The organism is Paenibacillus roseus (assembly GCF_016424485.1).
Classification (GTDB): domain Bacteria; phylum Bacillota; class Bacilli; order Paenibacillales; family Paenibacillaceae; genus Paenibacillus_D; species Paenibacillus_D roseus.
The window spans coordinates 16,869-38,932 of record NZ_JAELUP010000117.1 but is presented as its reverse complement, the minus strand read 5'-3'; the positions used below and the strand labels follow the sequence as shown (position 1 = coordinate 38,932).

Sequence of the window (22,064 nt, the reverse complement as noted above, 5' to 3'; positions counted from 1 at the left end):
AGGGACATGGCGTGGGAATAGATTCCTATTCGGACAACTTGCTCCTGACGAGCGGCAAGTGGGAGGAGGAGCGGGAGTATTGGCTTGGAAAACTCGATCCTGACTCCTTGCCTTCGGGCTTTGAGGGGGATCTGAGGGAGCAGAAGTCGCGTACCGGAGTGCCCGAGTTGGTCAACTGCAGGCTCCCGGCAGCTTTGACAGAAAAGCTGTTGTCGGCAAGCAGTGGTTCCCATCAGGGAATATATGCGCTGCTTTTGTCCGGGGTGCTTTATGTGCTTCACCGATATACAGGAGAGCAAACGGTGACCGTCGGCATGCCGTCCGGGCGTCGAACGGGAGAGAGCAGCGTCCCCGATCAGTTGACCGCGTTGCAAATGGACGTGGACGAGGCGCTTTCTTTCAAATCTTATATAAGGCATGTCAGCCAAACTGTCCAGGAAGCGAGGAAGTACAAGCATATCTCTTATTCTGCCGTGATCAGGCTGATCAAGCAGGATGCTGAAGCGGCAGCGCCCGCTTTCAAGACGGTCGTTGCGATGAATACGCTGCATGCTCCGATCTATCTCCAGGACGCGCAGGCGACGGTTACCTTTTATTTTTCTTTGGAGGAAGATCGTCTCCTGCTGGAGTTGCTGTATGAACGATCGATGTATTCCCGGCGTTTTATAGAACGCATCGGCCGCCATTTCATCAGCTTTTTGGACGAGGCGCTCCAAGACAGCAGTATGCCGTTAAGCCATGTGAAGATGCTCTTGCCGGAGGAGGTCGACGAGCTCGAAGCGCTCAACTCCACAGCGGTTTGTTATCCAAAGGATAAAACGATTCATGAGCTGTTTGACCATCAGGCACAGAGGACGCCCGAATGGACGGCTCTGCGGTTTGCCAGTCAAGAGCTCACTTACGGCCAACTGAAGGAACGCTCGGATCGACTTGCCTGCCTGCTCCGGACAAAAGGGATCGGACGGCAGCAGGTTGCCGCCATTATGACGAACCGGTCACCGGAGATGATCGTTGCGATTCTGGCGGTCTTAAAGGCCGGGGGCGCTTATGTACCGATTGATCCAACCTATCCGTCCGATCGGATTGCGCACATGTTGAATGATAGCGGATCAGCCGTATTGCTAACGCAGAGCGGGTTTGTGGAGACGGTTCCCTTTCAGGGTGCGGTGTTGGATGTGGACGACAGCTCGATCTATGAAGAGAGCGGATTTATGTTGTTCGATGTCAGTGCTCCCGAAGATGCCGCCTATTTGATCTACACATCCGGCTCGACCGGCTTGCCGAAGGGGGTGCTTGTTCCGCACCGGTCGGTGGTCAATTTCATCACCGGCATTACCGAGTGTATCCCCTCATTCACCGAAGGCAAGAGGATTGCTGCCGTGACGACGCTCTCCTTTGATATTTTCGTACTGGAGACGCTGCTGCCATTAACTCAGGGCCTCACTGTCGTCATCGCTGGCGAACAAGAGCAGCAAAGTCCGGCTTTGTTAAACAGATGGCTTGCAGATCATCAAATTCAGCTGTTTCAGGCAACCCCGTCACGGGTGCAGCTGCTGCTGAACGATGAAGCTGCGGAGGCAGGACTCGCACACGTGACAACATTGATGCTTGGCGGCGAAGCGTTCCCGGAGGAACTGCTTCGCAAGCTCCGGGAACGGTGCGGACAAGCGGACATTTACAATATGTACGGCCCGACGGAAACAACGGTGTGGTCTGCCGTGAAGAATGTTACGCATGCATCCTCTATTACCCTTGGGACGCCCATTGCCAATACGCAACTGTATATTGTCGATTCGCGAATGCGGCAACTGCCTGAGGGAGTAGCAGGCGAACTATGCATTGCGGGGGACGGTATGGCCATCGGTTACTGGCAGCGCGAGCAACTGACAGCCGAGCGGTTCGTACCCTGCCCTTTTGGAGGGGGCAGAATGTACCGGACTGGTGATTTAGCCAGACGGCTGCCGGATGGAGAAATCGAGTTTTTAGGACGCATCGACAATCAAGTGAAAATCAGGGGCTTTCGGGTGGAACTCGGGGAGATCGAGTCTGCGCTTCTCGGTATGCGAGAAGTAAAGGCGGCGGTCTGCCAAGCAAAGGAGGACGGTCAGGGCAACCGGATTTTATGCGCCTATTACGTTTCCCAGACCCGTATAACCGCTGATGAGCTAAGAAGTGCGATCGCCTCCAAACTGCCGGATTATATGCTGCCATCGTTCTACATTCCGCTTGACGAGCTTCCATATACGCCGAATGGCAAAATCGATCGAAAGCAATTGCCTGACCCGTATGCGTTGTCCGACAGGCTGTTTATCGGAGAGCCGCCTGCCAGCGAGCAGGAGGAGCGGCTGCTGCTTATCTGGAAGTCGGTGCTGGAAGTAGAGGGAATCGGTGTGACCGATGATTTCTTCAATGCGGGCGGCCATTCCCTGAAGGCGCTGCGCCTGGAGGTAGAGCTGGAGAAGGCAGGATTCGCTTTTGATGGCGAAGATCTGTACCGTTATCCGACAATTAGAGGATTCCTGAACAGGATAAAGGACGCCCCGACAGGCAATGTTGCAGAGGACGCCAGCTTGCCAGCCGGTATTGAAGCGTTCGCCGGCGCAACATGGGTGAAAGTCGCGCATGATGAGCGGATTGAGCCGTTCAACGATGTCTTTTACAAGGAATGTTTCTATCATTCGCTGTTTCCGTCTATCCGCTATTTTGAGAGAAGCCTGCTGCCTCTTCTGGTCAATGATACGGTTGTATACAAGTTTGATGAGGCAAACGTACATTTTCAGGTCGGGTACGAGTCTGCAGTGCCGCTGTACAATTTGTTGGGCAGCATGGGAATTGCGATGGATATGAGAATGGCGGGCCGGGACGTCGTCGGGGAAATCAAGCAGGCCGTCCGCAGCAATAAGCTGGCAATCGTGCGGATTGACTGCTACTATGCCACAGACCGGACGGAAACCTATCAAACGAAGCATTGGCCGCATTCCTGGCTGGTGTTCGGCTTCGACGATTCAAGGCAAGTGTTCAGCGTGATCGAGCACGACCATATTGAAAATTTAACGTACCGGAAGCGCTGGGTCAGCTATGAGGACACCCTGCAAGGCCATTTGGGCTATCTGGACGAGTTTGGCAGCGAGGAGCCGGTTTATTACGAGCTGTCCGCAGCCGCTGGCAAGGATGAGTCCTCGGATGTGAACCGTTTAATCGCTTCCAGCGTTGCGGCCGGGGAACGGCGGCGGATGATCAGCGCCAGCATGTCCGCCCTGGAACGATTTATTCAAGTAGTTAGCCAAAAGATGCGAGACGAACGTTTCCTTGCACAAGACGGTGAGCGTCTGCTTGACGCGCTGAATCAAATCGTCAACGCGAAGCTGTTTGACAAGTATCGCTACGAGCAGCTGCTTGGCCCTTACCTTCAGCTCCAGCCTGATGTGGACTCCATTCTGGAAGTGTGGAAGCAAATCCGCGCCAAGGTGGCCAAGTCAGTGTTTTCCGCCAAACTAAGGCCGGAAACGGTAACGCTGCTATGCGGGCAGTTTGATCTGGCATTCGCGCTGGAGCGTGAATATGCGGACAAACTGGCCGGGATCATTCCTGATCACGATGAATTGGAAAAAATTACAACGTCTGGCTAGGAAAAAGTTTGCAAAAATTCAATGTAGAAAGAAGTGGGAGCGCAGTGAGAGTAGGAGTAATCGGAGCAGGTGTGATGGGAAGCGGGGTTGCCCAAGCACTGGCCCAATCAGGGTTATCGGTTGTGGTGGTTGATATTGATCAAGCGAAGCTTGAGCATACGAGAGCGGAAATAGCAAACCAGCTGCGTTTTCGAGCCCTATTCGGCTCCTCTGAAAAGGTAGAGGCCGCGGAGCAGATTATGGGACGCATTCAATTTACAACAGAGCACCAGATGCTTGCCGATGTCAACTTTGTCATTGAAAATGCGACGGAAAACTGGGAGGTGAAGCGGGGTATCTACGAGCTTATCGACGACATATGCCGTGAGGATTGCATTTTTATGATCAATACGTCCTGTATCTCCATTACGAAGCTCGCTGCGGTCACAAGCCGGGCGTCGCAAGTTATCGGTACGCATTTCATGAACCCGGTGCCGTTGAAAAAGACCGTCGAGGTTATCCGGGGCTATTATACGTCGGATGAATGTATACGTGCGGTCGAGGAACTGCTGGGCTTGATGGGCAAGGAAATGATTCTCGTAAACGATTATCCGGGCTTTGTGTCCAATCGGATTTCCCATTTGTTCATGAATGAAGCCGCCTTTGTGGTGCAGGATCAGGTGGCGACAGCCGAGGAAGTGGACGATATTTTCAAAAAATGCTATGGACATGCGATGGGACCGTTGGAAACAGCTGATTTGATCGGACTGGATACGGTTGTGCATTCACTGCACGTTCTCTATGAGAGCTACCAGGACCCCAAATTCCGCTGTTGTCCGCTGCTGCAAAAGATGGTGGACGCGGGGCTGCACGGCAAAAAGAGCGGCCAAGGCTTTTATACGTACTAATTTAAAATGACAAGGAGAGTGTCAATGATGGAAGAGAACAAAGTGAAAATCAAAAAATTTTTATCCCGGTTTTTCCGCAAACATGAGCTTGCGGACGATGAGGATATTTTTGCGCTCGGCTTCGTCAATTCATTGTTCGCCATGCAGCTTGTAATGTTTCTGGAGAAGGAGTTTGCAGTCACTATCGACAGCAAAGATATGGATTTGGACAATTTCCGGACGATTAACCGGATGGCAGCTTTAATTGAAGAGAAAACAGTGGTTGACCAACAATTGTAGCGGGAGGAATTACGATGAAGCTGGAGCTAACGCCGGAGCAGAGCCAATGGCAGGAACAATTTGACGCGTTTGTGGATGAGCATATTGTTCCGCTTGCTGATCGAAATGACCGCGAGGAGCGCATCCACCCGGATATGCTCAAAAGCATGATCGATGCTGGCTATTTAGGTTCAATGCTGCCGAAAAACTATGGCGGTATGGGACTGGATAATGTGACATGCGGCATTCTTAACGAGGAAATCGGGCGCGGCTGCTCTTCAGCCAGAAGCCTGTTGACCGTACATGGAATGGTATCCCTGGCTATATTGCGCTGGGGTACGGAGCAGCAGCGGAACCAGTGGCTGCCCCAACTGGCCTCAGGCGGGGTGTTGGCAGCGTTCGGACTGACAGAGCCAGGCGCCGGCAGCGATGCCAAAAGCATCGAGACGACAGCCGTTCTGGACGGAGACGAGTATGTGCTGACAGGAACGAAGAAATGGATCACCGTCGCCCAAATCGCGAATCTTTTCCTCATTTTTGCAAAGTGCAACGGCAAGCCTGCGGCCTTTCTCGTTGAGCGGGAACGCCCCGGGCTGACCGTCTCGCCCATGTTTGGCCTGCTTGGCGCCAGAGGCTCGATGATTGCGGAAGTTGTAATGACCGAATGCCGAATCCCAAAACAAAACTTGCTTGGGCAAGTCGGCATGGGGCTGACCCATATTGCGTTGCCATGCCTGGATTATGGCAGATATACAATAGCTTGCGGCTGCGTTGGATTGGCCCAGGCTTGTCTGGAGGCAGCGGTGGAGTATGGAAGCACAAGAATCCAGTTCGGCCGGCCGCTGCGAGACAATCAGCTTATTCAGAAGATGGTATCCGAAATGGCGGTGCAGGTAAAGGCTGCGCGGCTGCTGTGCTACAAAGCAGGCTATTTGCGGGATATTGGAGACCCGGACAGCATTATGGAAACGTGGACGGCTAAATATTTTGCTTCGACGATGCTTGGCAAAATTGTCGGCGACACGGTGCAGATCCATGGCGCCAACGGCTGCCATGATGGATATCCGGTCGAGCGTTATTTCCGGGATGCAAAAATCAATGAAATTATCGAGGGAACAACTCAGATGCACGAAATGCTTATTGCCGAGCAGGAGTTCGTGACGGGCCGCCGGACAGTCCAGCCGAAATCCGAAACTGTTTATTCCTAAGGAGATGATGCGCATGTCTTACCAGATTGAGGAGAAGAAGAAGACGTCCAAGCGGAAAATCAAATGTGTCGTGTGGGATTTGGATCATACGATTTGGAATGGCATTTTAATGGAGGATGCCTCGGTTGAGCTACGGGGGGATATTGTCCATGTGATCAAGACGTTAGATGAGCGGGGGATTCTGCAATCGATCGCAAGCCGCAATGAACACGAGGTTGCGATGGCAAAATTGCAGGAGCTCGGAATTGATGAATATTTCATCTATCCGCAAATTAACTGGAACCGCAAGTCGGCCTCGATCAAGACAATTGTAGAATCCATTAATATCGGTATGGACACCATTGCCTTTATCGACGATCAGCCGTTCGAACGGGAGGAGGTCAGCTTCAACCATCCGGATGTTCTCTGCATCGACGCCATTGAAACGGACAAACTGCTCGATCTGCCAGAATTCAACCCTACTTTTGTAACCGAGGATTCCCGCAATCGCAGGCGCTTGTACATGAGCGATATTGTAAGGAATGAAGAGGAGTCCAGTTTTGAGGGCTCCCAGGAAGAGTTTCTCGCTTCGCTCGGCATGGTGTTTACCGTGTCTCCGGTGGAAGGGGACGACCTGAAACGGGCCGAGGAGCTGACTGTAAGAACTCATCAACTGAATGCGACGGGCTATACCTATTCCTATGAGGAACTGGATGCGTTCCGCCATTCATCGGATCACCTGCTGCTAATTTCCGATCTGGAAGATAAATATGGCGACTACGGCAAAATCGGCTTGACGCTGCTGGAGCGCAATGGCAGTATCTGGACGCTTAAGCTGCTCTTAATGTCCTGCCGCGTCATGTCCCGGGGAGTCGGCAGCATTATGCTGAATTATGTCGCCAAACTGGCGCATGAAGCCAATGCGGTGCTGCGCGCCGAATTCGTACCTACCGACCGCAATCGAATGATGCTTCTCACCTACAAGTTTGCCGGATTTAAGGAAATCGAGCACAATGAGGGACTTATTATTTTCGAGCATGATCCGGCTTACATTCAAAGCGTTCCGGATTATGTAACACTGATCAGCCGCGTCTGATGCGGGAAACTCAGGTTTCAATGATGAATATCTGCTACTACGATACAGGAGGATGTAATGATGGAGAAAATGGCGTTTTTATTCCCGGGGCAAGGTTCTCATTTTGTAGGTATGTCGAAAGGTCTGTACGATCAATATACGATCGTGAAGCAAACGTTTGAGGAAGCAAACGATGTGCTGGGGTACGATTTGGCCAAGCTTTGTTTTGAGGGAACGCTGGCCGAACTGTCCAAGGCGAAAAATTCCCAGCCAGCCATTCTCGTATCCAGTGTAGCGAGCTTCCGTGCCTATATGCAGGAGCTTGGAATCGTTCCGCAGTTTCTCGCCGGCCACAGTCTCGGTGAGTATGCGGCATTTACATGCGCCGGAGCAATCCGGTTCCCTGACGCCGTACAGTTGCTTCATGAACGCGGAACGCTGACCGACGAGGTTGCGGCGAGCGGGGTCGGGGCGATGTCCATCGTGGATGGAGTCGAGAGCAGGCTTGTTGAACAAGCGTGTCAAGAGATGGTGCAGGAAGGTCGTCAGGTTTCGGTTAGCTGCTATAATACGCCGAATCAGACTGCAATTTCTGGCGACAGCGATGCCGTTATGGAACTGGAGGACCGGTTGACCGAGCAAGGCGGTCTGGCGACCCCGCTCCTTGCCAGTGCTCCGTTCCACTGCAGCTATATGCAGCCCATGGCAGACCTGTTGCTGGAGAAGCTGTCCCGGCTCCCGTACGGCTTTTTCAAATATCCGGTCATCACCAATCGCAATGCCGAGCCTATGGCGCATTCGGAGAAGGTCGCGAACAATCTGGCGCTTCATCTGACGCAACCGGTTCAGTGGGAGCGGACGATGCAATATTTTAAACATAAAGGCGTTACGCTGGCAATCGAGATGGGCCCGAAAAATGTTTTAACCAATATGGTGAAGGCGAATGTGGAAGGGATCGAAGCGCTTTGCTACGGCGCCAAGGAAGACCGTAAAAAAATCGAGCAAATTTTGTCTGCTTATCCCGGCCTTAAAAAGCATATCCCGACGATCATTACGCGGTCGCTGGCGGTAGCAGTCGCTACGCCTAACCGGAACTGGGACAACGAGGAGTACCAGGAGAAGGTGGTCAAATCGTATCGAAAAATTCAGGGAATTCAGGACAGTCTTGAGGAGAGCGGTGCAAAGCCCACCCTGGAGCAAATGAGAGAAGCGCTTGATTTGCTCAAAATTATTCTGGACACCAAGCAGGTGCCTGAGGAAGAGCAGACACACTGGTACAACCAGATTATTGACGAAACGGGCACGTACTATGAATTGAATGAATATCTTGCTCCTGCTCGTCTGGCCGAAAAAATCTCATGATTGAGGTATATATGCTGCAGCTGGATGAAAAGAAGGCTGCAGCGCTTTACCCGACGTTGCTGAATTATGTTTCGGCAGAAAGACGGGAGGCTGTCCGCCGATTCCGCAAATCAGCCGATGCTTATCGATCGCTGACCGGGGAAATGATGGTACGATTGGCGGCTTGCAGACGGTGGCAGGTACGGAATAATGAGTTGTCATTCAGCAGGAATGAGTTCGGGAAGCCCTTGCTGGACAAGCCGTCTGGCTGTTACTTCAATGTGTCGCATGCCGGGGATTGGGTCGTTTGCGCGTTTGGCGATTGCCCGGTTGGTATCGATGTTGAACGTATAAAACTGATCGATATATCCGTTGCGGAATGGTTCTGCGTAGAGGAAGAATATGACGCGCTTATGGGCCTACCCGCCAGCCGTCAACTAACCTACTTCTACCGGCTGTGGACATTGAAGGAAAGCTATATTAAGGCTGTAGGCAAAGGCTTGTCGATTCCGCTGGATTCGTTCTCTTTCGCGATTGGCGAGGACGGAGAGGTGACGGCACACTTGGGTGCGGAGGCCGCTCCCGCTTATTTTCGGCAATATGTAGTGGATGAGTCCCATGTGATGACACTATGCACGTTCCGTGATGCCGTGCCGACCATGCGTCAGCTGGAATATGGCGAATTGGAGGGGCTGCTTCCTTTGCTGGGCTGACTTTTCCACAATGATTTTGTATGCGTCTTGTGAGGAGAAATGAATGATGCTGATAGAGGGTCAGACGATTGTTGTATCAGGGGTTGCCAACGAAAAGAGTTTGGCCTGGGGAGTGGCACAATCGCTTCACCGGGAAGGCGCCAACCTGGTGTTTACGTACCGCAAGGAGAAATCGCTGCGAAAATTAACGAAGCTGCTCAAGGAGTCCGACATTGAAGCGGCTGCCGTAGTGCCGTGTGACATACTGGATGATGCAAGCCTGGGAGAAGCCTTCAGCCGCATTGGAGATCAAGTTGGCACGATTCATGGACTCGTTCATTCCATTGCCTATGCTGAACTTCTGCAGGGTGAATATATCGATACGACGCGGGAAGGGTACCTGTTGGCGCAAAGCGCCAGCTCTTACTCTTTCGTGGCGATGGCCAAGCATGCACGCAGCTTGATGAAGGATGGGGGAAGCATGGTCACGCAAACCTATTTAGGTTCCGAACGGGTCGTAAAAAACTACCATGTGATGGGCGTCGCCAAGGCGGCCCTTGAAGCCAGTGTGCGTTATTTGTCAGAGGATTTGGGGCGGTATGCCATTCGCGTGAACGCCGTATCGGCCGGTCCTGTACTGACCTCTGCGGCGGCGGCAATTTCAGGCATCCATGATTTGTTGTCAGAGATCGAGCGGCGCGCTCCTCTTCGCCGCAACGTTCAACAGGATGAAATAGGCGACGCGACGCTATTTTTATTAAGCCGTCTGTCGAGAGGGGTTACTGGCGAAGTTCTCCACGTTGACTCGGGATACCATATTCTGGGACCCTAGCAGACTGGCTGAAAAGATACATGCAAAGAACCTCTGCTCGCGTTATGATTTGAAGTGTTCTCGTCAAGTAGACAGTGAAAAAAAGAAAAAGAATCGACACTCGCCGTATTGATATGCTCCCATCATAGTAGACAGTAGAAAAAACAAAACGTCTACTGCTACCATGATGGGAGTTTTTGGGATGTCGAAAAGGAGTCCAATTTCATTAGATGTAAAACTACAGGTTGTCAGAAGATGCTTGCAGCATGATTCAAATCCGCATTATGAAGGAAAGAAACTGGGGATCGACAATCAGACCGTTCGGGATTGGATAAGGAAATACAAAGCAGATGGCTATGAAGGGTTGAAGGAATCCAAAGCCTGGAAACCGTACTCACATGAGCTCAAGCAAACCGCGATTCGTGACGTTCTATCCGGAAAGTACTCCGTCCGAGAAGCGACAAAGCAGCATGGCATTTCAAGTAAAAGTGTGTTGGAGAGCGCCTTCGAAAAAAAGTTGGCAGAGATCCGGCGAAGACGTACACGCTAACCCTCGTTCGACATGTAGACTTGTATCAAGCGACCAACTCCAGCAGGCCAATGACTCTGTGGAGAAATGCATCAAGGCACGCACGCGACAATTACTCGAGGTGAACGAGCAGTTAGAGCAAGCCAATGAAAAGATGAAGCAGAGCGAAAGCTTCAGAATCAAGCTGCTTGCCAATATCTCTCATGAGCTAGGCACACCGATGACCGCGATCAAAGGCTACGCCAAGGCACTCAAGGATGGCATCATTACGGCAAATGCCCCCAAATATGCCGAACGCATCTACGAACGCTCCGCCCTGCTGCAACGGCTGATAGAGGATCTGCTTGAGCTGACCAAACTGGAAACCCGACAAATCGAATTCCAAATCAAAGATGTGCTGATCATCCCGTATATCGAGCAATTTTATTTAAAATACGAATGGGAAGCTAACGCGAAACAGATTCAGTTTTTGCTGGATCTTCCTGTTATGTCAGACGAAACGGAGCTCGTGATCGCGCACATCGATCCGTTGCGGATGGAGCAGGTATTGGCCAATTTGTTGTCCAACGCGCTTAAATTCACGCCGGCGAACGGCGTTATCCGCATAGCGCTGGATATCAACGCGCTGAAGCATCTGATTCCGGTCAGGCCGTTATTCATATGAACGACTCCGGCATCGGCATCCCCCAATCCGAGCAAGAGCATATCTTTGAACGTTTTTATCAGATTGCCAATGGTTCGGGAAAAAAGGAGGGATCCGGCCTGGGACTTGTCATTTCCCGTGAAATCGTTCATGTTCATCATGGTTCCATCCGGGTAGAGAGCGACCAGGGGAGCGGGAGCGATTTTCAAGTGACGCTTCCGCTACGCTTCGAACCCGCAAACCAGAATCATGCCTCGGAGGGAGTGCACAATTGACAACCATTTTAATCGTTGAAGACGATCCGGATATCGCAGAGCTGCTGTCGATTTATATAAACAATGAGGGCTATCAGGCTATCATCGCTACCCGTGTGCAGGAAGCCCTCCAGCTATTCCGTCAGCATGCGCCGGATTTGCTGCTGTGCGACATCATGCTTCCCGACGGCGACGGCATGGAGTTGTCCGCCCGCGTGCGCCAACAGTCCGACCTCCCCATCATCTTGATCAGCAGCAACCGGGAAAGCGGACAGGTTCTAACGGGCTTCGAAATAGGGGGAGATGATTATATTACCAAGCCATTCGATCCCGACATCGTCATGGCACGCATCAAAGCCCAACTGCGCCGTCATAGTCAACGGAATGATCCAGCGGCAGCCGAGCGCAGCAGCCCGGACAAGTTTTTTCCGTCAATCAACTGTACGATCAAATCTGGGGATTGGACGGCTGGAGCGACAGCCGCACCGTCATGGTGCATATTCACAAGCTGCGCAAAATGCAGGTGAAGCTCAGCCGCTAAAGATACTTGATCGGCTGCAGCGATTAGAAGTCCGGTCTGCTGTTGCAGATTATCCTCTCGATCTGTACGCGCTTGTTCACGGAGCGTCTTACTTTGTTCGGCCAACATGGTCAACATCTCCGTGTAATTGTTGCTTGCGATTTTATAAGCACCAGTGCTCGCCTTGGACAGGTCCAAGTCTGCAGATGCATAGCTTTCAGCCGAAGTACCGATTATCCCGATGACAACAGAAGCAGTTAAAGCAATGACCATTTTTTCGTAATGTTCCCTCCACAATGATTTTTATCGATATAACCTGCAAATTCCTTCGCATGCCTCAACGTTATCACAGGAAGTTTAATTCTTGTTTAAGTTTGCTTTTTTTCATCAAATATTTCAGCCATCCTGCATACACGTCTTCCCTTCGCCAGCCAACACAGCCGGTTTCTGTTCGAGCCGTTGCCTTCGAATTTAATCGAGGTGTTTGAAAATTCATGATACTATTGACATTTCCGTTTCGTATGTTATATTTTGTTTGAACGTTCAAACAGGGTGGCGATGAAGATGAAAGGTGCAACTGGCGATACGAAAAGAAAAATTGTTGAGGCTGCATATCGGGTCTTGGCTGAGCAAGGTTTCGAAAAGACGTCGACAAAAGAAATTGCCAAGCAAGCTGGCATATCACAAGGACTGATCAATTATTATTTTGTGAGCAAAGAGGATTTAATGTTTGAGATCTTTCATTTGGAAAGTGTCCGCTATATGGAAGAAATGCACAAGATTTCGGAAATTACGTTGGATAAAAATTTCATACGCCATGCGTTAGCTGTGCCTCAAAACATGGTGCATGAATATCCAGATTGGCATCGCCTGCGCTTTGAATTATTTGCGATAGGTTTGAGGAGCGAGGCCGGTCGCAAAAAAATCCGGCAAAGCCTTGAGGCAGGTAAAGGAGAAGTACTGAAAACGCTGAGTCTGCTGCCGCTGAAGGAGGGCGTTAATCAAAAGGCGCTGGCATCGATTATTAATATAACAATCGATGGTCTGGCCCTTGAGAAGATGGCTGACCCTGATTTCGATATGGACGCCGCCTACCTGACTTTAAGCGAGCTATTAGAAGCCTATTTGGATTTCGAGAATTCATAATTTTTTTCGATTATTATTGTTTGATCGTTCAAACAATAGTTTGGGGAGGTTGTTTCATTGACATTCAATTTTGTTTTCTGGTTGCCTTACGTCGTTTTACTCATCCATACGATCGAAGAGATACCGGGATTTTCGAAGTGGGCGACACGGCATTTTGCTCCCATGACCGCTCAAAGGCATGTCATGCTTCAAGTCGGCATAATTCTAGTCGTTCTGCTAGTCTCTTACCAAGCGTCAACCCAAGGGAATCACAGACTTTGGATCATTCTGGCTGCTGCATTTCAATTGCATCTTGGCATTAACGCTGTTTTCCACGTGGTTACTACGATTATTTATAAAGAGTATTCCCCTGGTCTGTTAACTGCCGTAACCTTATCGATTCCAGCTACCCTGTACTTTTTCCATGAAATATGTACAAGCGGGAAAATATCGAGCACAGAGCTCGTCCTCTCACTACTTGCAGGAACCATTATTGGGACAAGTGCGATCGCCGCGTTATTTCTTAAACAAACAGCAGGAAGAGGATGATAGGGATGACAATAACTGCTGCAATCGTACAGACCATTCTGCTTGTTACTTTTTTGATTTCAGGTGCTGGCAAGATATATGGGTTGCCCAGTCATATCCACAACTTCGAAAGGCTTCAGCTACCGCAATGGCTTCGTGTCGTAACTGGAATGGTTCAACTCATCGGGTCAGCAGGGTTAGCTGTAGGCTACTTCTATTCTCACTGGGCGACAATGGCGGCTATATACCTGACTCTCACTATGATTGGTGCGATAATGGCTCATATGCGGATCAAGGATAGGGTGAAGCAAACGGCGCCTGCGATTGTTCTGTTGTTCATCACCGTGATATTTTCAGTTTATACGCTGTCCGATAGCTTGAACCTCTAAATGATGTATGGGATTCCTAAAGATCGGCTTGCGTCAGAGTCGGCCTGCCAATATCACCGACAACCTGGATTCCTGTCCCACGGCTCCCTCTGTTTCGGGCTGGCTACCGTTGTTAGGCTGACTTTTTCTGTGGGCTCCAAGGTAGAACGTGTTTTTTTATACTCTTAGCAGCACGACAATTCAAACGAGTCATCATGAAACTCAAATCATGTTTTACTTGTGCCCAGTCATATCTCAATTTACTTAGAACAAAACATGATTGAAGTCCGGAAAATCGGTACAATCCCCGGTTTTTTAGGGTTGAAAACAGAACTAAAGCGATTCTGGGCAATTTGTGGATATTATGCCTGTCGGCATCAAAGCCGGTTTCAGTAAAAAGCCGTTATAGCATTCTATAGCGGCTTTTTGCTGTCCGGATAGGACTGGAGAAAAAAGCTTCTTTCTACCCTACCCGGTTTTGCCTGGAAAATGAACAGGCTTATAGAAAGAGAAATTCGATGCTGCTTCCTGTTTCAGAGTACAACAGGATTACAGTGAGGAGGAATGCACGATAGATGACAGCAAGCATTCGTCCCCGTTTTCTTCTTCGACCGACTTGACGGGAGATAAAAAACGGAGATTGAAGGAAGGGCGCATGGTGATGGAATGCGGACAAACACGCGAGGTTCAATTGGGACAAAGCCGATACATCGTGCAAAGTCATTATAGAGGAACGGATATCTTTCGGGAGAAGCTCAGGCGACTGGTGCTAAGAGACTGGGAGGAGGAACAGCATAAGAGCACATGAGGGGAATCCGAGCGATTCCCCTCTTTGTACTGAATGAGTCTTTTCGATTAAGAGTGGCGGTTGAGAACGAGCATCTTGCTTGGACGATAACTGCAACAATGGCACACTACTGTCGATCTCGAAAATCCATTATACTAAAATCAGCCGATTTATTGCTGGGAAAGGATGGGACATGAAAAAACAGCAAACAACTCGAACCGCGATCTATCGCCGATTGAGCCGGGATGATGAGCAGAGCGGCGAGAGCATGAGTATTGAAAATCAACGGATTTTGCTGGAACGATATGCAAAGGAAACGGTTTTGATGTGGTGGAGATTTACACGGACGACGGCTGGAGCGGCACCAACTTTGACCGTCCCGATTTTCAGCGGATGAACGGGATATCGAACTTGGTAAGATCGACATTGTTCTGGTCAAGGACTTGAGTCGCCTGGGACGAAACCAGATTGAAACGAGCCTGTGCATTCAAGTATTTTTCCCCGAGCATGATGTACGGTTTGTTGCCGTCAGCGAAAACATTGACACCGCCAAGGGCGAAGATGATTTTATGGAACTTCGCAATCTGTTTAACGAATGGTTTGTCCGCGATACGAGTCGAAAGGTCAAAAACGGCTACCGCCAACGGGCATTGAACGGTGACTACACCGGTCCTTATGCTCCCTATGGATACAGCAAAGATGAGCAAAATAAGCACAAGTTAGTTCGGGATGAGCAAACCGCTCCGGTTGTCCAACGCATCTTTCAATTGGCGGTAGAAGGATACAGTCCTTATAAAATAGGCCGCATGCTCCGTGCGGATCAAATCCTTGCTCCACGTGCTTATCTAGCCGAGAAGCATCAGCGCTACCTGAAGGTTGTCAATTATAAGCATCCCTGCGATTGGGGAGCCACTACAATCACTGTCATTCTCCAAAATCGTGTTTATCTGGGACATATGGTTGGACATAAGGTTACCAAGCCATCCTTCAAGAATAAGCGTATCGTTGCTGTCCCAGAGGATGAGTGGATCGAGGTCAAGAATACGCACGAACCCTTGATTGATGCGGAAACCTTTACTTTAGCGCAAAAGGTCATTCGCGTGAAGAAGCGCCCGACCAAAGAAGGGGAGCATCAAATCTTTTCAGGGTTACTGAAATGCTCGACCTGCGGACAAGGGCTGTCTTTTGCTCGCGGAGGTAATAGTAAGACCGCCGGTGGTAAGGGAGGGCGCGGAAGCTTCGCTTGTAATCAAGCGAGAACACGCGGCAGTGGGTATTGCTCATTTCATTATATTAGCTACGTCGACGTGTACGAGATCTTATTGGCAGATATTCGTCGCCATGCCCACACGGCAGGGGAACAGGAAAGTGAATTTGTGGAAATGCTTGCTGATCAACATCAGAGTCAACAGAAGAAGCAATGGGGAGCGGCGCTCAAAGAACGAGATCAACTGAAGAAAAGAGAAGTTGAATTGCAGACCATTGTCCGGAAGCTTTACGAGGATAATGCGTTAGGCCGAATATCGGATGAACAATATGTATCGCTGTCGAGAGATTTCATAGATGAACAAGCTAAAATGAAGGAACGCTTCAAACTCCTTGTATACACTGATCCCACAGGACATTGTGGTTTTAGGAGCTGGGGAGATTTCGGGGATTGCGTTCTAGATTTCACTCCTTTTGTAAGGGCAGCTAAAAGTGTACAAGAAGCCATGACAGGGAAAAACTGGGTTACAGGAGAACAACTTTCTGGTTTTGATAGAGCAATTGGTTTGTTAGGCGTCATTCCAGGAGGGAAAGTTGCATCCAAAGCCACTAAAACTGTGACGAAAGAAATCAGCGCAGCTGTTAAGGTTGAAAAGCAAAGTAAAAAGGTAATATTAGGATGCAATTGCTTTACTGCCGGAACTAAGGTACTCACAGACGAAGGGGAGAAACCGATTGAGGAAATTGAAGTCGGGGATAGGGTTCTTGCTAAGGATGAACTCAACCCGGATGGAGAGTTAGCTTACAAGGAAGTAACGGCTTTATACCGCAACCAGCGTGATGATATAATCAAGCTGTACGTTGAGGAGCAAATCATCGAGACGACCGACAATCATCCGTTTTGGGTTGAAGGTAAGGGATGGGTCTTCGCCGATGAACTTCAAGAGGGCGACAAACTGCAAAAGGCTGACGGAAGTAAAATGAGAGACCTTGTTGGAATAAAATCCTTCAAGGTCTTTCTTTTACCCCGCCCAGTGCCGAATGAATTGGAGAATACAGTGGGAATATCACGTATGCTCCAGCTTTTAAACTTGCAGTAGTGGAAGCTAAAGTTTATATTCTGCCGTTTATAATTTACCAGTTCGCTAAGCATCGCATGACGGATATCTGTTAATCTAGAAAATTCATGGAGGCTATGAGAAGCAGGAAGAAGTCCTTTGGGTTAGCCATTGAGCAGCTAAATGATCCCCACGAAGATATTTCCAATTGTTGCGGTTCGATCTGGTCCTGAAATTTTGGATTTGTGGGTATAAAAATGCTCCTCCTTGCAGTAAACAGTTTTTATTAATTCAACTGTTTACTGCAAGGAGGAGCGTATCATTAGCGAGAGCAGGGGCTTTTTGCGCTGGTAGGTATTCAGTCGCGGTGTTACTAAGCTTGCGAACCGGAGGCCGCGGGCTTGGCGCGATGGAGACCAGGCATGTAAGCATACAATGCAGAGGTTACAATGGCGGCGACTGCGGCTTTAATGAGGTCGCCAGGCAGGAACGGATACATCCCAACTGTCAATGACTTCGCTATAGACAAATTCGCTGCATAGGCAAGCCATGGGACGCCGCCAACGTAGGACAGCAGCGAGCCAAAGATCATAAAAACAGCAAATAAAGCGAGCAATCTCAGCTTTTTATTCCGTCCCAGCGCAGACGATGAAAGGACCTTTCGCGAGAAGTAGCCTACTGTCAAAGCGCATAGAGGGAACATCCAGATAAAGCCGCCTGTCGCTCCGAACACAACGGCAAGGCCGCCTTCGCCGCCCAATAGCGGCAAACCGAGCGCGGTTAGAATACAAACAAACAGGATGCTCAAAAAGCCGTAACGCGCACCGAGGAAAGCCCCGGCCAGCATCAGCGCCAGATTTTGCAGTGTAATCGGAACCGGAGAAAATCCTAGTGGAAGCTTGATTGCGCTCATCACAATAAATAAAGCGGAGAATAGCGCGGTGTACACGATACTGCGAATGGGACTGGACATTATGTAATCTCTCCTTTATTCTATTGTTAACCACAAACAAAAGTTTTGGTTAACAAAAAAATCGTATCACAGGTTGATTGGGAATGGAAGAGGTAGATGCTGTTTTGCAAAAAAAAATATTATTCGCCTTAGACCACGTTAAAGTAACCGCAGCAGCGGAGCAGAAGACCAGACAAATCCTTTATGTAGACAAGCTGGCCGTTCACGCGGGCGAATGGATACATATTGTTGGAGATAACGGAAGCGGGAAAAGCACCTTTGTCAAGCTGATTACGGACCAGCTTGGAATGGACTGCTTTGCAGAGGGAGAGGTGTACCGTTCGGCAGAGCTGGAGGGGCTCTTCCCGTACGTCAGACAGAATCCGGAGGTCGCTATCGTTGGGTCGACGCCATGGGAGGATTTGCTGATCGCCCTCGAGCAGACAGGGATTCCGGCGGAGCAGGTTCAGCCGGAAATTGAAGCGGCGCTCAAGATGGCAGGGCTGTTCGACAGGCGAGACCAGCTCATATCGACGATGTCAGGCGGGCAAAAGCAATTGGTGGCGATCGCAGGCTGTCTCGCGGCCCATGCGCCGCTGCTTGTCCTTGATGAAGCGGCGTCCATGCTGGATACGGCCTCCCGCAAGCTTGTGCTGGAAGCAGTACGGGAGCAGCACCGGCAGGGGATGACCGTAATTTGGGTCACGCATAGTATGCAGGGCCGAGAGCCGCAGGATCGTTTGGTAGTTTTTGATAAAGGTCAAATCACATATGACGGGATCGTTGGGGGACAGTCTGGTCATGGCGAGAAGCACGATGAAGAGCTGTCCCCTGTGGGCGAATGGGCGGTGTACGAGCATAATCATAGACAGGAGCGGGACAATAGGCCGGCGGCAGATGGAGGCTGGAGTCTGGAAAATGTGATGATCAAGCAACATGCCAAGCAGGGCAAGCCTATATTGGACATTCCGCAGCTGCATATTCCTGCTGGCGGCCTGACACTGATTGCCGGCCGCAATGGAGCAGGCAAAACAACGCTGCTTGAAACCATCGCCGGTCTTGCACAACCTTCCGAAGGAACGATACGGCTTGACGGGGAACCGTTATGGAACGGGCGCAAGCTGAACAGGCAGGTGCTTCTGAAATTCGGCGTATCGTTTCAGCACAGCGAGTCCCAATGGTTCTTGCCTCAGGCGAAGGATGAAGTCCTCTATTCACTTCGTCCGTATTCGCTTGCTTCGGACGAACAGGAGGAGAGAGCAGCCGGGGCAATGGAAGCGGCAGGACTGGACCGGGACTTGGCGCCGCTCAATCCGTGGTCGCTTAGCGGGGGCCAGCAGCGGAGGCTTGCTTGGGCATGTCTGCTGGCTGCAAAGCCCGCATGGCTGCTGCTGGATGAGCCTACAGCGGGTCTGGATGCCAAAGGAATCGCATATTTGCTGGATGGCTTGTCCCGGCATTTGGAACAAGGCGGCAGCGCTATAATCGTTACCCATGACGTCGGACTGTTCCGGGCGCTCGCGAACCGGATTCTGGTGATTGAGGACGGGCGACTGGCGGGTTCATGGGTGGAAGAAGAATCAGAGGAGGCGCCTGAGGCATTTGGGGCATTCGGGCAAGCTGGGTCTGCGCAGATGCTGGAGCCTGGCGGGCAGCTTCCGGCTGCCGTACAGAATGACTCGCCGCCCGGGCCGGAGCAGGGATCGGGGTCTGAAAATGAGAAGAGCAAAGGACTGAGGTGGAGCCAATACGACCCGCGTGCATTATGGTTGTCCTATGTGCTGCTGGCTGCGGGAATTTTGCTGCAGCACGACTGGCAGGGACTGATAGTATCGGGGCTAATCACAATTGCTGCCCTCTGGATCGGCAAGGCTGATCTTCGTCCATGGCTGCGGTTAAGCGGCTTCTACGTCATCATGTTTATTTTCTTTTCGTTTGTTTCCGGGCTCAGCATTTATCCGTCACGGTTTGATTTTGGCAATGCAGGCAAAACTTTGTTCTATTTTTGCAAGCTGTTTCTGGTCATGCTGCTTGGTCTTGGAATGGCTTCAGCTGTCACTCCATTCAGGTTGCAGCGCGCATTGGAGCAGGCAATCCGGCCGCTGGAGCGGTTTGGAGTACCGGTAGAGCGCATTTCGTTGACAATATCACTCATATTCCGCTTCATTCCGCTCCTGCTCTCCGAATGGTCCAAGCTGTCCCGAATTGTCCAGGCAAGAGGCAAGCGGGCGACTGCCGCCGGCAAGGTTCCCGCGAAGGATCTGCACCGGGTCGTGCTGCCTTATATCATGCTGCTGCTCAGAATGGCGGAGCAGATGTCAGAGGCGCTGGAGGCCAGAGGCTTTGGCAAGCGGGGAATGAAGGCGACAAGAGCCTGGACATTGAGGCTTGCGCGTACGGATTATTTTCTGACCGCGGGAGCCGCAGCTTTATTCCTTCTGCTTGCCTTGCTATAGTCTGTTGCTATGAAAAAAACGAAACTTTGCTTTAATTGAGACGTAATGCATTTATAATTATAATAGATTATGATGAAAGGATACCTTATATTTGGCAGGAGAGGAGTGCAGGAATGAATAAAGGCTGGAAGAAGGAAATAAAGGACTGGGCTTTAACGATAGCAGGGGCATTCGGAATCTCCCTGTTGATTCAAAGTTACGCTTTTGCACAGACGGAAGTCCAAAATATTTCCATGGAGGGGACGCTAATCGAAGGTCAGCGTCTGATCGAGGACAAAGTTTCCTATGTATTGACCCAGCCGAAGCGTGGAGATATTGTGATCATTAACGGACCGGAGAGTGAGCTGAGGCTGATCAAGCGGTTGATCGGACTCCCCGGAGACATCATAGATATGAAGGACGGCAAGCTTTATTTGAACGGCAAGCAGATTGAAGAGTCTTATACAAGAGGGTTGACGGAGCCTCGCGGTCTTGCCTTGCCTTATGTCGTGCCGGAAGGAAAAGTATTCGTTATGGGAGATAATCGGGAGCACAGTATGGATAGCCGGGAACTCGGACCGATTGCATTTTCGAGCCTTGAGGGCAAAGCTGTGTTCCGCCTGTGGCCGCTTGACAAGTTTGGCAATTTGCATTAGCAAAAGCAGCGGCCCGGGCAGACGTTTGCCCGGGCCGCTGCTTGGAGAGGAGGCCTCATTTGCCCTACACGTTAGCCCATCCGCTGTATGCTGTTCCGCTGAAACACCTGGCGCCTCGATACTTGTGTACGACAGGTCTTTTGCTTGGGAGCATGGCGCCTGATCTGGAATATTTTGTAGCTTTTGAATCCAATAAAACAATCGGTCATTCCGTGGCAGGCTTCTTTTTGCTGGGACTGCCGCTATGTACAGCTTTCGCCATTGCATTTCACAGGCTGATGAAGCCTTCCCTTGTTCAACTGCTTCCTTCTGCGTTTGGATTGGACAAATTCGCCCGTGAACACGCTGCTCCCTGGGGTCTGAGGACGGGAAGGGATTGGTTGTTGTTTATCTTTTCGCTATTTATCGGATTTTGGACTCATATTTTCATGGACGCCTTGTCGCACCGCAACAGCTTCATCGTCACGCGCATTCCCTTTCTGCAAAAGTATATCCATGGAGAGTTTGTTTACCACTGGCTGCAATATGCTCTCTCTATACTGGGTCTGGGGGTTATATTTGTATATCTTCTGATCAAGTGGAGCAGATGGAGCAGCACTAGACGGGAGCCGTTCGCTGCGGATCAGGTGAGGTTCAGATGGGGAATGAGATTGCTCGTTTTTGCGATTTCAGGCGTATTGTTCTTTATCAAGCTGAAATCAGACCCGAGTATGACTGGATATGGATTTACAATGGTTGCTCCAATATCTTCTCTGGCGGTTGGTTGGTTTGTCGCCTCCGCTTTGCAATTTGCAGTGATTCAGCAGAAATTGGCGCAGTTGATGGGATTGCTCGGCGTTTTTGCAGGTTCAGTCGTCGCCTTCCAATTGGCTCAGAAATTGCCGTTTACCTCTGTGTATCAGCACCTGGGGTGGGTTGAAACGATTCTCAACAAGCTTGGCCCTGCCCGTTGGGAGCTTGCGGTGTGGATTGGCTTTATCTGGCTGTGGTCTTTTATTATTATTGCAATCAGCATGCAGAGACAATTGAGAAGCCGGCGGCCTTATGCTTTTGAGCAATATACTTCCGGGCGTTAGACAAGACAGAAGACGGGCCGACGGCCTGTCTTTTTCCTTGGCATTAG

Annotated in this window: 22 protein-coding genes and 2 pseudogenes; 22 read left to right on the top strand and 2 right to left on the bottom strand. The window is 50.4% G+C overall.

Annotated elements, in window-relative coordinates; translation table 11 throughout:
• The first annotated feature begins 11 nt into the window (after positions 1-11).
• The 19 genes and pseudogenes from JFN88_RS23035 to JFN88_RS22950 all read left to right on the top strand — a co-directional run bounded on the left by JFN88_RS23035 (position 12) and on the right by JFN88_RS22950 (position 16,940).
• Complete coding sequence (locus tag JFN88_RS23035; RefSeq protein ID WP_199021698.1) at positions 12-3,629, top strand: non-ribosomal peptide synthetase; 3,618 nt, start codon at positions 12-14, stop codon at positions 3,627-3,629.
• A 44-nt stretch (positions 3,630-3,673) separates the two neighbouring features.
• Positions 3,674-4,516: a 3-hydroxyacyl-CoA dehydrogenase family protein gene (locus tag JFN88_RS23030; protein ID WP_199021697.1), complete on the top strand. Its 843-nt coding sequence runs from the start codon at positions 3,674-3,676 to the stop codon at positions 4,514-4,516.
• A 24-nt stretch (positions 4,517-4,540) separates the two neighbouring features.
• Positions 4,541-4,795, top strand: coding sequence for an acyl carrier protein (locus tag JFN88_RS23025; protein WP_233168347.1), 255 nt, complete (start codon positions 4,541-4,543; stop codon positions 4,793-4,795).
• 14 nt (positions 4,796-4,809) lie between these two features.
• Positions 4,810-5,982, top strand: coding sequence for an acyl-CoA dehydrogenase family protein (locus JFN88_RS23020; protein WP_199021696.1), 1,173 nt, complete (start codon positions 4,810-4,812; stop codon positions 5,980-5,982).
• 13 nt (positions 5,983-5,995) lie between these two features.
• Positions 5,996-7,057: an HAD-IIIC family phosphatase gene (locus tag JFN88_RS23015; protein ID WP_199021695.1), complete on the top strand. Its 1,062-nt coding sequence runs from the start codon at positions 5,996-5,998 to the stop codon at positions 7,055-7,057.
• 57 nt (positions 7,058-7,114) lie between these two features.
• Positions 7,115-8,398, top strand: coding sequence for an ACP S-malonyltransferase (gene fabD / locus JFN88_RS23010; RefSeq protein WP_199021694.1), 1,284 nt, complete (start codon positions 7,115-7,117; stop codon positions 8,396-8,398).
• Positions 8,395-9,090 (top strand): 4'-phosphopantetheinyl transferase family protein, encoded by a 696-nt coding sequence (locus JFN88_RS23005; RefSeq protein WP_199021693.1) that lies wholly within the window; start codon positions 8,395-8,397, stop codon positions 9,088-9,090. The genes fabD and JFN88_RS23005 overlap by 4 nt, the downstream gene beginning before the upstream one ends.
• 43 nt (positions 9,091-9,133) lie before the next feature.
• A complete protein-coding gene (locus JFN88_RS23000) occupies positions 9,134-9,901 on the top strand; it encodes an SDR family oxidoreductase (protein ID WP_199021692.1) in 768 nt (255 codons plus the stop codon).
• 181 nt (positions 9,902-10,082) lie between these two features.
• Positions 10,083-10,430, top strand: coding sequence for a helix-turn-helix domain-containing protein (locus tag JFN88_RS22995; RefSeq protein ID WP_199021691.1), 348 nt, complete (start codon positions 10,083-10,085; stop codon positions 10,428-10,430).
• Positions 10,431-10,488: 58 nt separating this feature from the next.
• Positions 10,489-11,073: a sensor histidine kinase gene (locus JFN88_RS22990; RefSeq protein ID WP_199021690.1), complete on the top strand. Its 585-nt coding sequence runs from the start codon at positions 10,489-10,491 to the stop codon at positions 11,071-11,073.
• The gene (locus JFN88_RS22985; protein ID WP_199021689.1) at positions 11,070-11,327 is read left to right on the top strand and encodes a sensor histidine kinase; all 258 of its coding nucleotides are present in this window, start codon (positions 11,070-11,072) and stop codon (positions 11,325-11,327) included. The genes JFN88_RS22990 and JFN88_RS22985 overlap by 4 nt, the downstream gene beginning before the upstream one ends.
• Positions 11,324-11,647: pseudogene (locus tag JFN88_RS25530) on the top strand (response regulator transcription factor); the annotation flags it as partial. The gene JFN88_RS22985 and the pseudogene JFN88_RS25530, both read left to right, overlap by 4 nt.
• A 98-nt stretch (positions 11,648-11,745) precedes the next feature.
• On the top strand, positions 11,746-11,847 hold the full coding sequence (locus tag JFN88_RS25525; RefSeq protein WP_369123020.1) for a hypothetical protein: 102 nt from the start codon (positions 11,746-11,748) through the stop codon (positions 11,845-11,847).
• Positions 11,848-12,390: 543 nt separating this feature from the next.
• Entirely contained in the window at positions 12,391-12,972 is a 582-nt protein-coding gene (locus tag JFN88_RS22975) for a TetR/AcrR family transcriptional regulator (protein ID WP_199021687.1), read from the top strand.
• Between the two features lie 57 nt (positions 12,973-13,029).
• Complete coding sequence (locus JFN88_RS22970) at positions 13,030-13,500, top strand: HXXEE domain-containing protein (RefSeq protein WP_199021686.1); 471 nt, start codon at positions 13,030-13,032, stop codon at positions 13,498-13,500.
• A gap of 5 nt (positions 13,501-13,505) precedes the next feature.
• A complete protein-coding gene (locus JFN88_RS22965) occupies positions 13,506-13,868 on the top strand; it encodes a DoxX family protein (RefSeq protein ID WP_199021685.1) in 363 nt (120 codons plus the stop codon).
• A gap of 619 nt (positions 13,869-14,487) precedes the next feature.
• Complete coding sequence (locus JFN88_RS22960; RefSeq protein ID WP_199021684.1) at positions 14,488-14,655, top strand: hypothetical protein; 168 nt, start codon at positions 14,488-14,490, stop codon at positions 14,653-14,655.
• 172 nt (positions 14,656-14,827) lie between these two features.
• Complete coding sequence (locus JFN88_RS22955) at positions 14,828-15,031, top strand: recombinase family protein (RefSeq protein ID WP_199021683.1); 204 nt, start codon at positions 14,828-14,830, stop codon at positions 15,029-15,031.
• Between the two features lie 46 nt (positions 15,032-15,077).
• Positions 15,078-16,940: a recombinase family protein gene (locus tag JFN88_RS22950; RefSeq protein ID WP_199021682.1), complete on the top strand. Its 1,863-nt coding sequence runs from the start codon at positions 15,078-15,080 to the stop codon at positions 16,938-16,940.
• An 8-nt stretch (positions 16,941-16,948) separates the two neighbouring features.
• Here the strand turns inward: JFN88_RS22950 and JFN88_RS24725 are convergent.
• Positions 16,949-17,035 (bottom strand): annotated as a pseudogene (locus JFN88_RS24725) (helix-turn-helix domain-containing protein); the annotation flags it as partial.
• A gap of 236 nt (positions 17,036-17,271) precedes the next feature.
• Complete coding sequence (locus JFN88_RS22945; protein WP_199021681.1) at positions 17,272-17,871, bottom strand: biotin transporter BioY; 600 nt, start codon at positions 17,869-17,871, stop codon at positions 17,272-17,274.
• An 83-nt stretch (positions 17,872-17,954) separates the two neighbouring features.
• Between JFN88_RS22945 and JFN88_RS22940 the strand changes: the two genes are divergently transcribed.
• From JFN88_RS22940 to JFN88_RS22930, 3 genes are all read left to right on the top strand, one after another.
• Positions 17,955-20,306, top strand: a complete 2,352-nt coding sequence (locus JFN88_RS22940) for an ATP-binding cassette domain-containing protein (protein ID WP_199021680.1) — start codon at positions 17,955-17,957, stop codon at positions 20,304-20,306.
• Positions 20,307-20,419: 113 nt separating this feature from the next.
• The gene (gene lepB, locus JFN88_RS22935; RefSeq protein WP_199021679.1) at positions 20,420-20,941 is read left to right on the top strand and encodes a signal peptidase I; all 522 of its coding nucleotides are present in this window, start codon (positions 20,420-20,422) and stop codon (positions 20,939-20,941) included.
• A 59-nt stretch (positions 20,942-21,000) separates the two neighbouring features.
• Positions 21,001-22,017: a DUF4184 family protein gene (locus JFN88_RS22930; protein ID WP_199021678.1), complete on the top strand. Its 1,017-nt coding sequence runs from the start codon at positions 21,001-21,003 to the stop codon at positions 22,015-22,017.
• Positions 22,018-22,064 lie beyond the last annotated feature (47 nt).

What these genes read in the sequence shown, in the direction of transcription:
- lepB (WP_199021679.1), top strand. Translation starts at nt 20,420, where the DNA reads ATGAATAAAGGCTGGAAGAAGGAAATAAAGGACTGGGCTTTAACGATA.
- JFN88_RS23000 (WP_199021692.1), top strand. Translation starts at nt 9,134, where the DNA reads ATGATGCTGATAGAGGGTCAGACGATTGTTGTATCAGGGGTTGCCAAC.
- JFN88_RS22945 (WP_199021681.1), bottom strand. Translation starts at nt 17,871, where the DNA reads ATGTCCAGTCCCATTCGCAGTATCGTGTACACCGCGCTATTCTCCGCT.
- JFN88_RS23020 (WP_199021696.1), top strand. Translation starts at nt 4,810, where the DNA reads ATGAAGCTGGAGCTAACGCCGGAGCAGAGCCAATGGCAGGAACAATTT.
- JFN88_RS22995 (WP_199021691.1), top strand. Translation starts at nt 10,083, where the DNA reads ATGTCGAAAAGGAGTCCAATTTCATTAGATGTAAAACTACAGGTTGTC.
- JFN88_RS23025 (WP_233168347.1), top strand. Translation starts at nt 4,541, where the DNA reads ATGATGGAAGAGAACAAAGTGAAAATCAAAAAATTTTTATCCCGGTTT.
- JFN88_RS22975 (WP_199021687.1), top strand. Translation starts at nt 12,391, where the DNA reads ATGAAAGGTGCAACTGGCGATACGAAAAGAAAAATTGTTGAGGCTGCA.
- JFN88_RS22955 (WP_199021683.1), top strand. Translation starts at nt 14,828, where the DNA reads ATGAAAAAACAGCAAACAACTCGAACCGCGATCTATCGCCGATTGAGC.
- JFN88_RS23005 (WP_199021693.1), top strand. Translation starts at nt 8,395, where the DNA reads ATGATTGAGGTATATATGCTGCAGCTGGATGAAAAGAAGGCTGCAGCG.
- JFN88_RS22940 (WP_199021680.1), top strand. Translation starts at nt 17,955, where the DNA reads ATGGAAGAGGTAGATGCTGTTTTGCAAAAAAAAATATTATTCGCCTTA.
- fabD (WP_199021694.1), top strand. Translation starts at nt 7,115, where the DNA reads ATGATGGAGAAAATGGCGTTTTTATTCCCGGGGCAAGGTTCTCATTTT.
- JFN88_RS22985 (WP_199021689.1), top strand. Translation starts at nt 11,070, where the DNA reads ATGAACGACTCCGGCATCGGCATCCCCCAATCCGAGCAAGAGCATATC.
- JFN88_RS23015 (WP_199021695.1), top strand. Translation starts at nt 5,996, where the DNA reads ATGTCTTACCAGATTGAGGAGAAGAAGAAGACGTCCAAGCGGAAAATC.
- JFN88_RS22965 (WP_199021685.1), top strand. Translation starts at nt 13,506, where the DNA reads ATGACAATAACTGCTGCAATCGTACAGACCATTCTGCTTGTTACTTTT.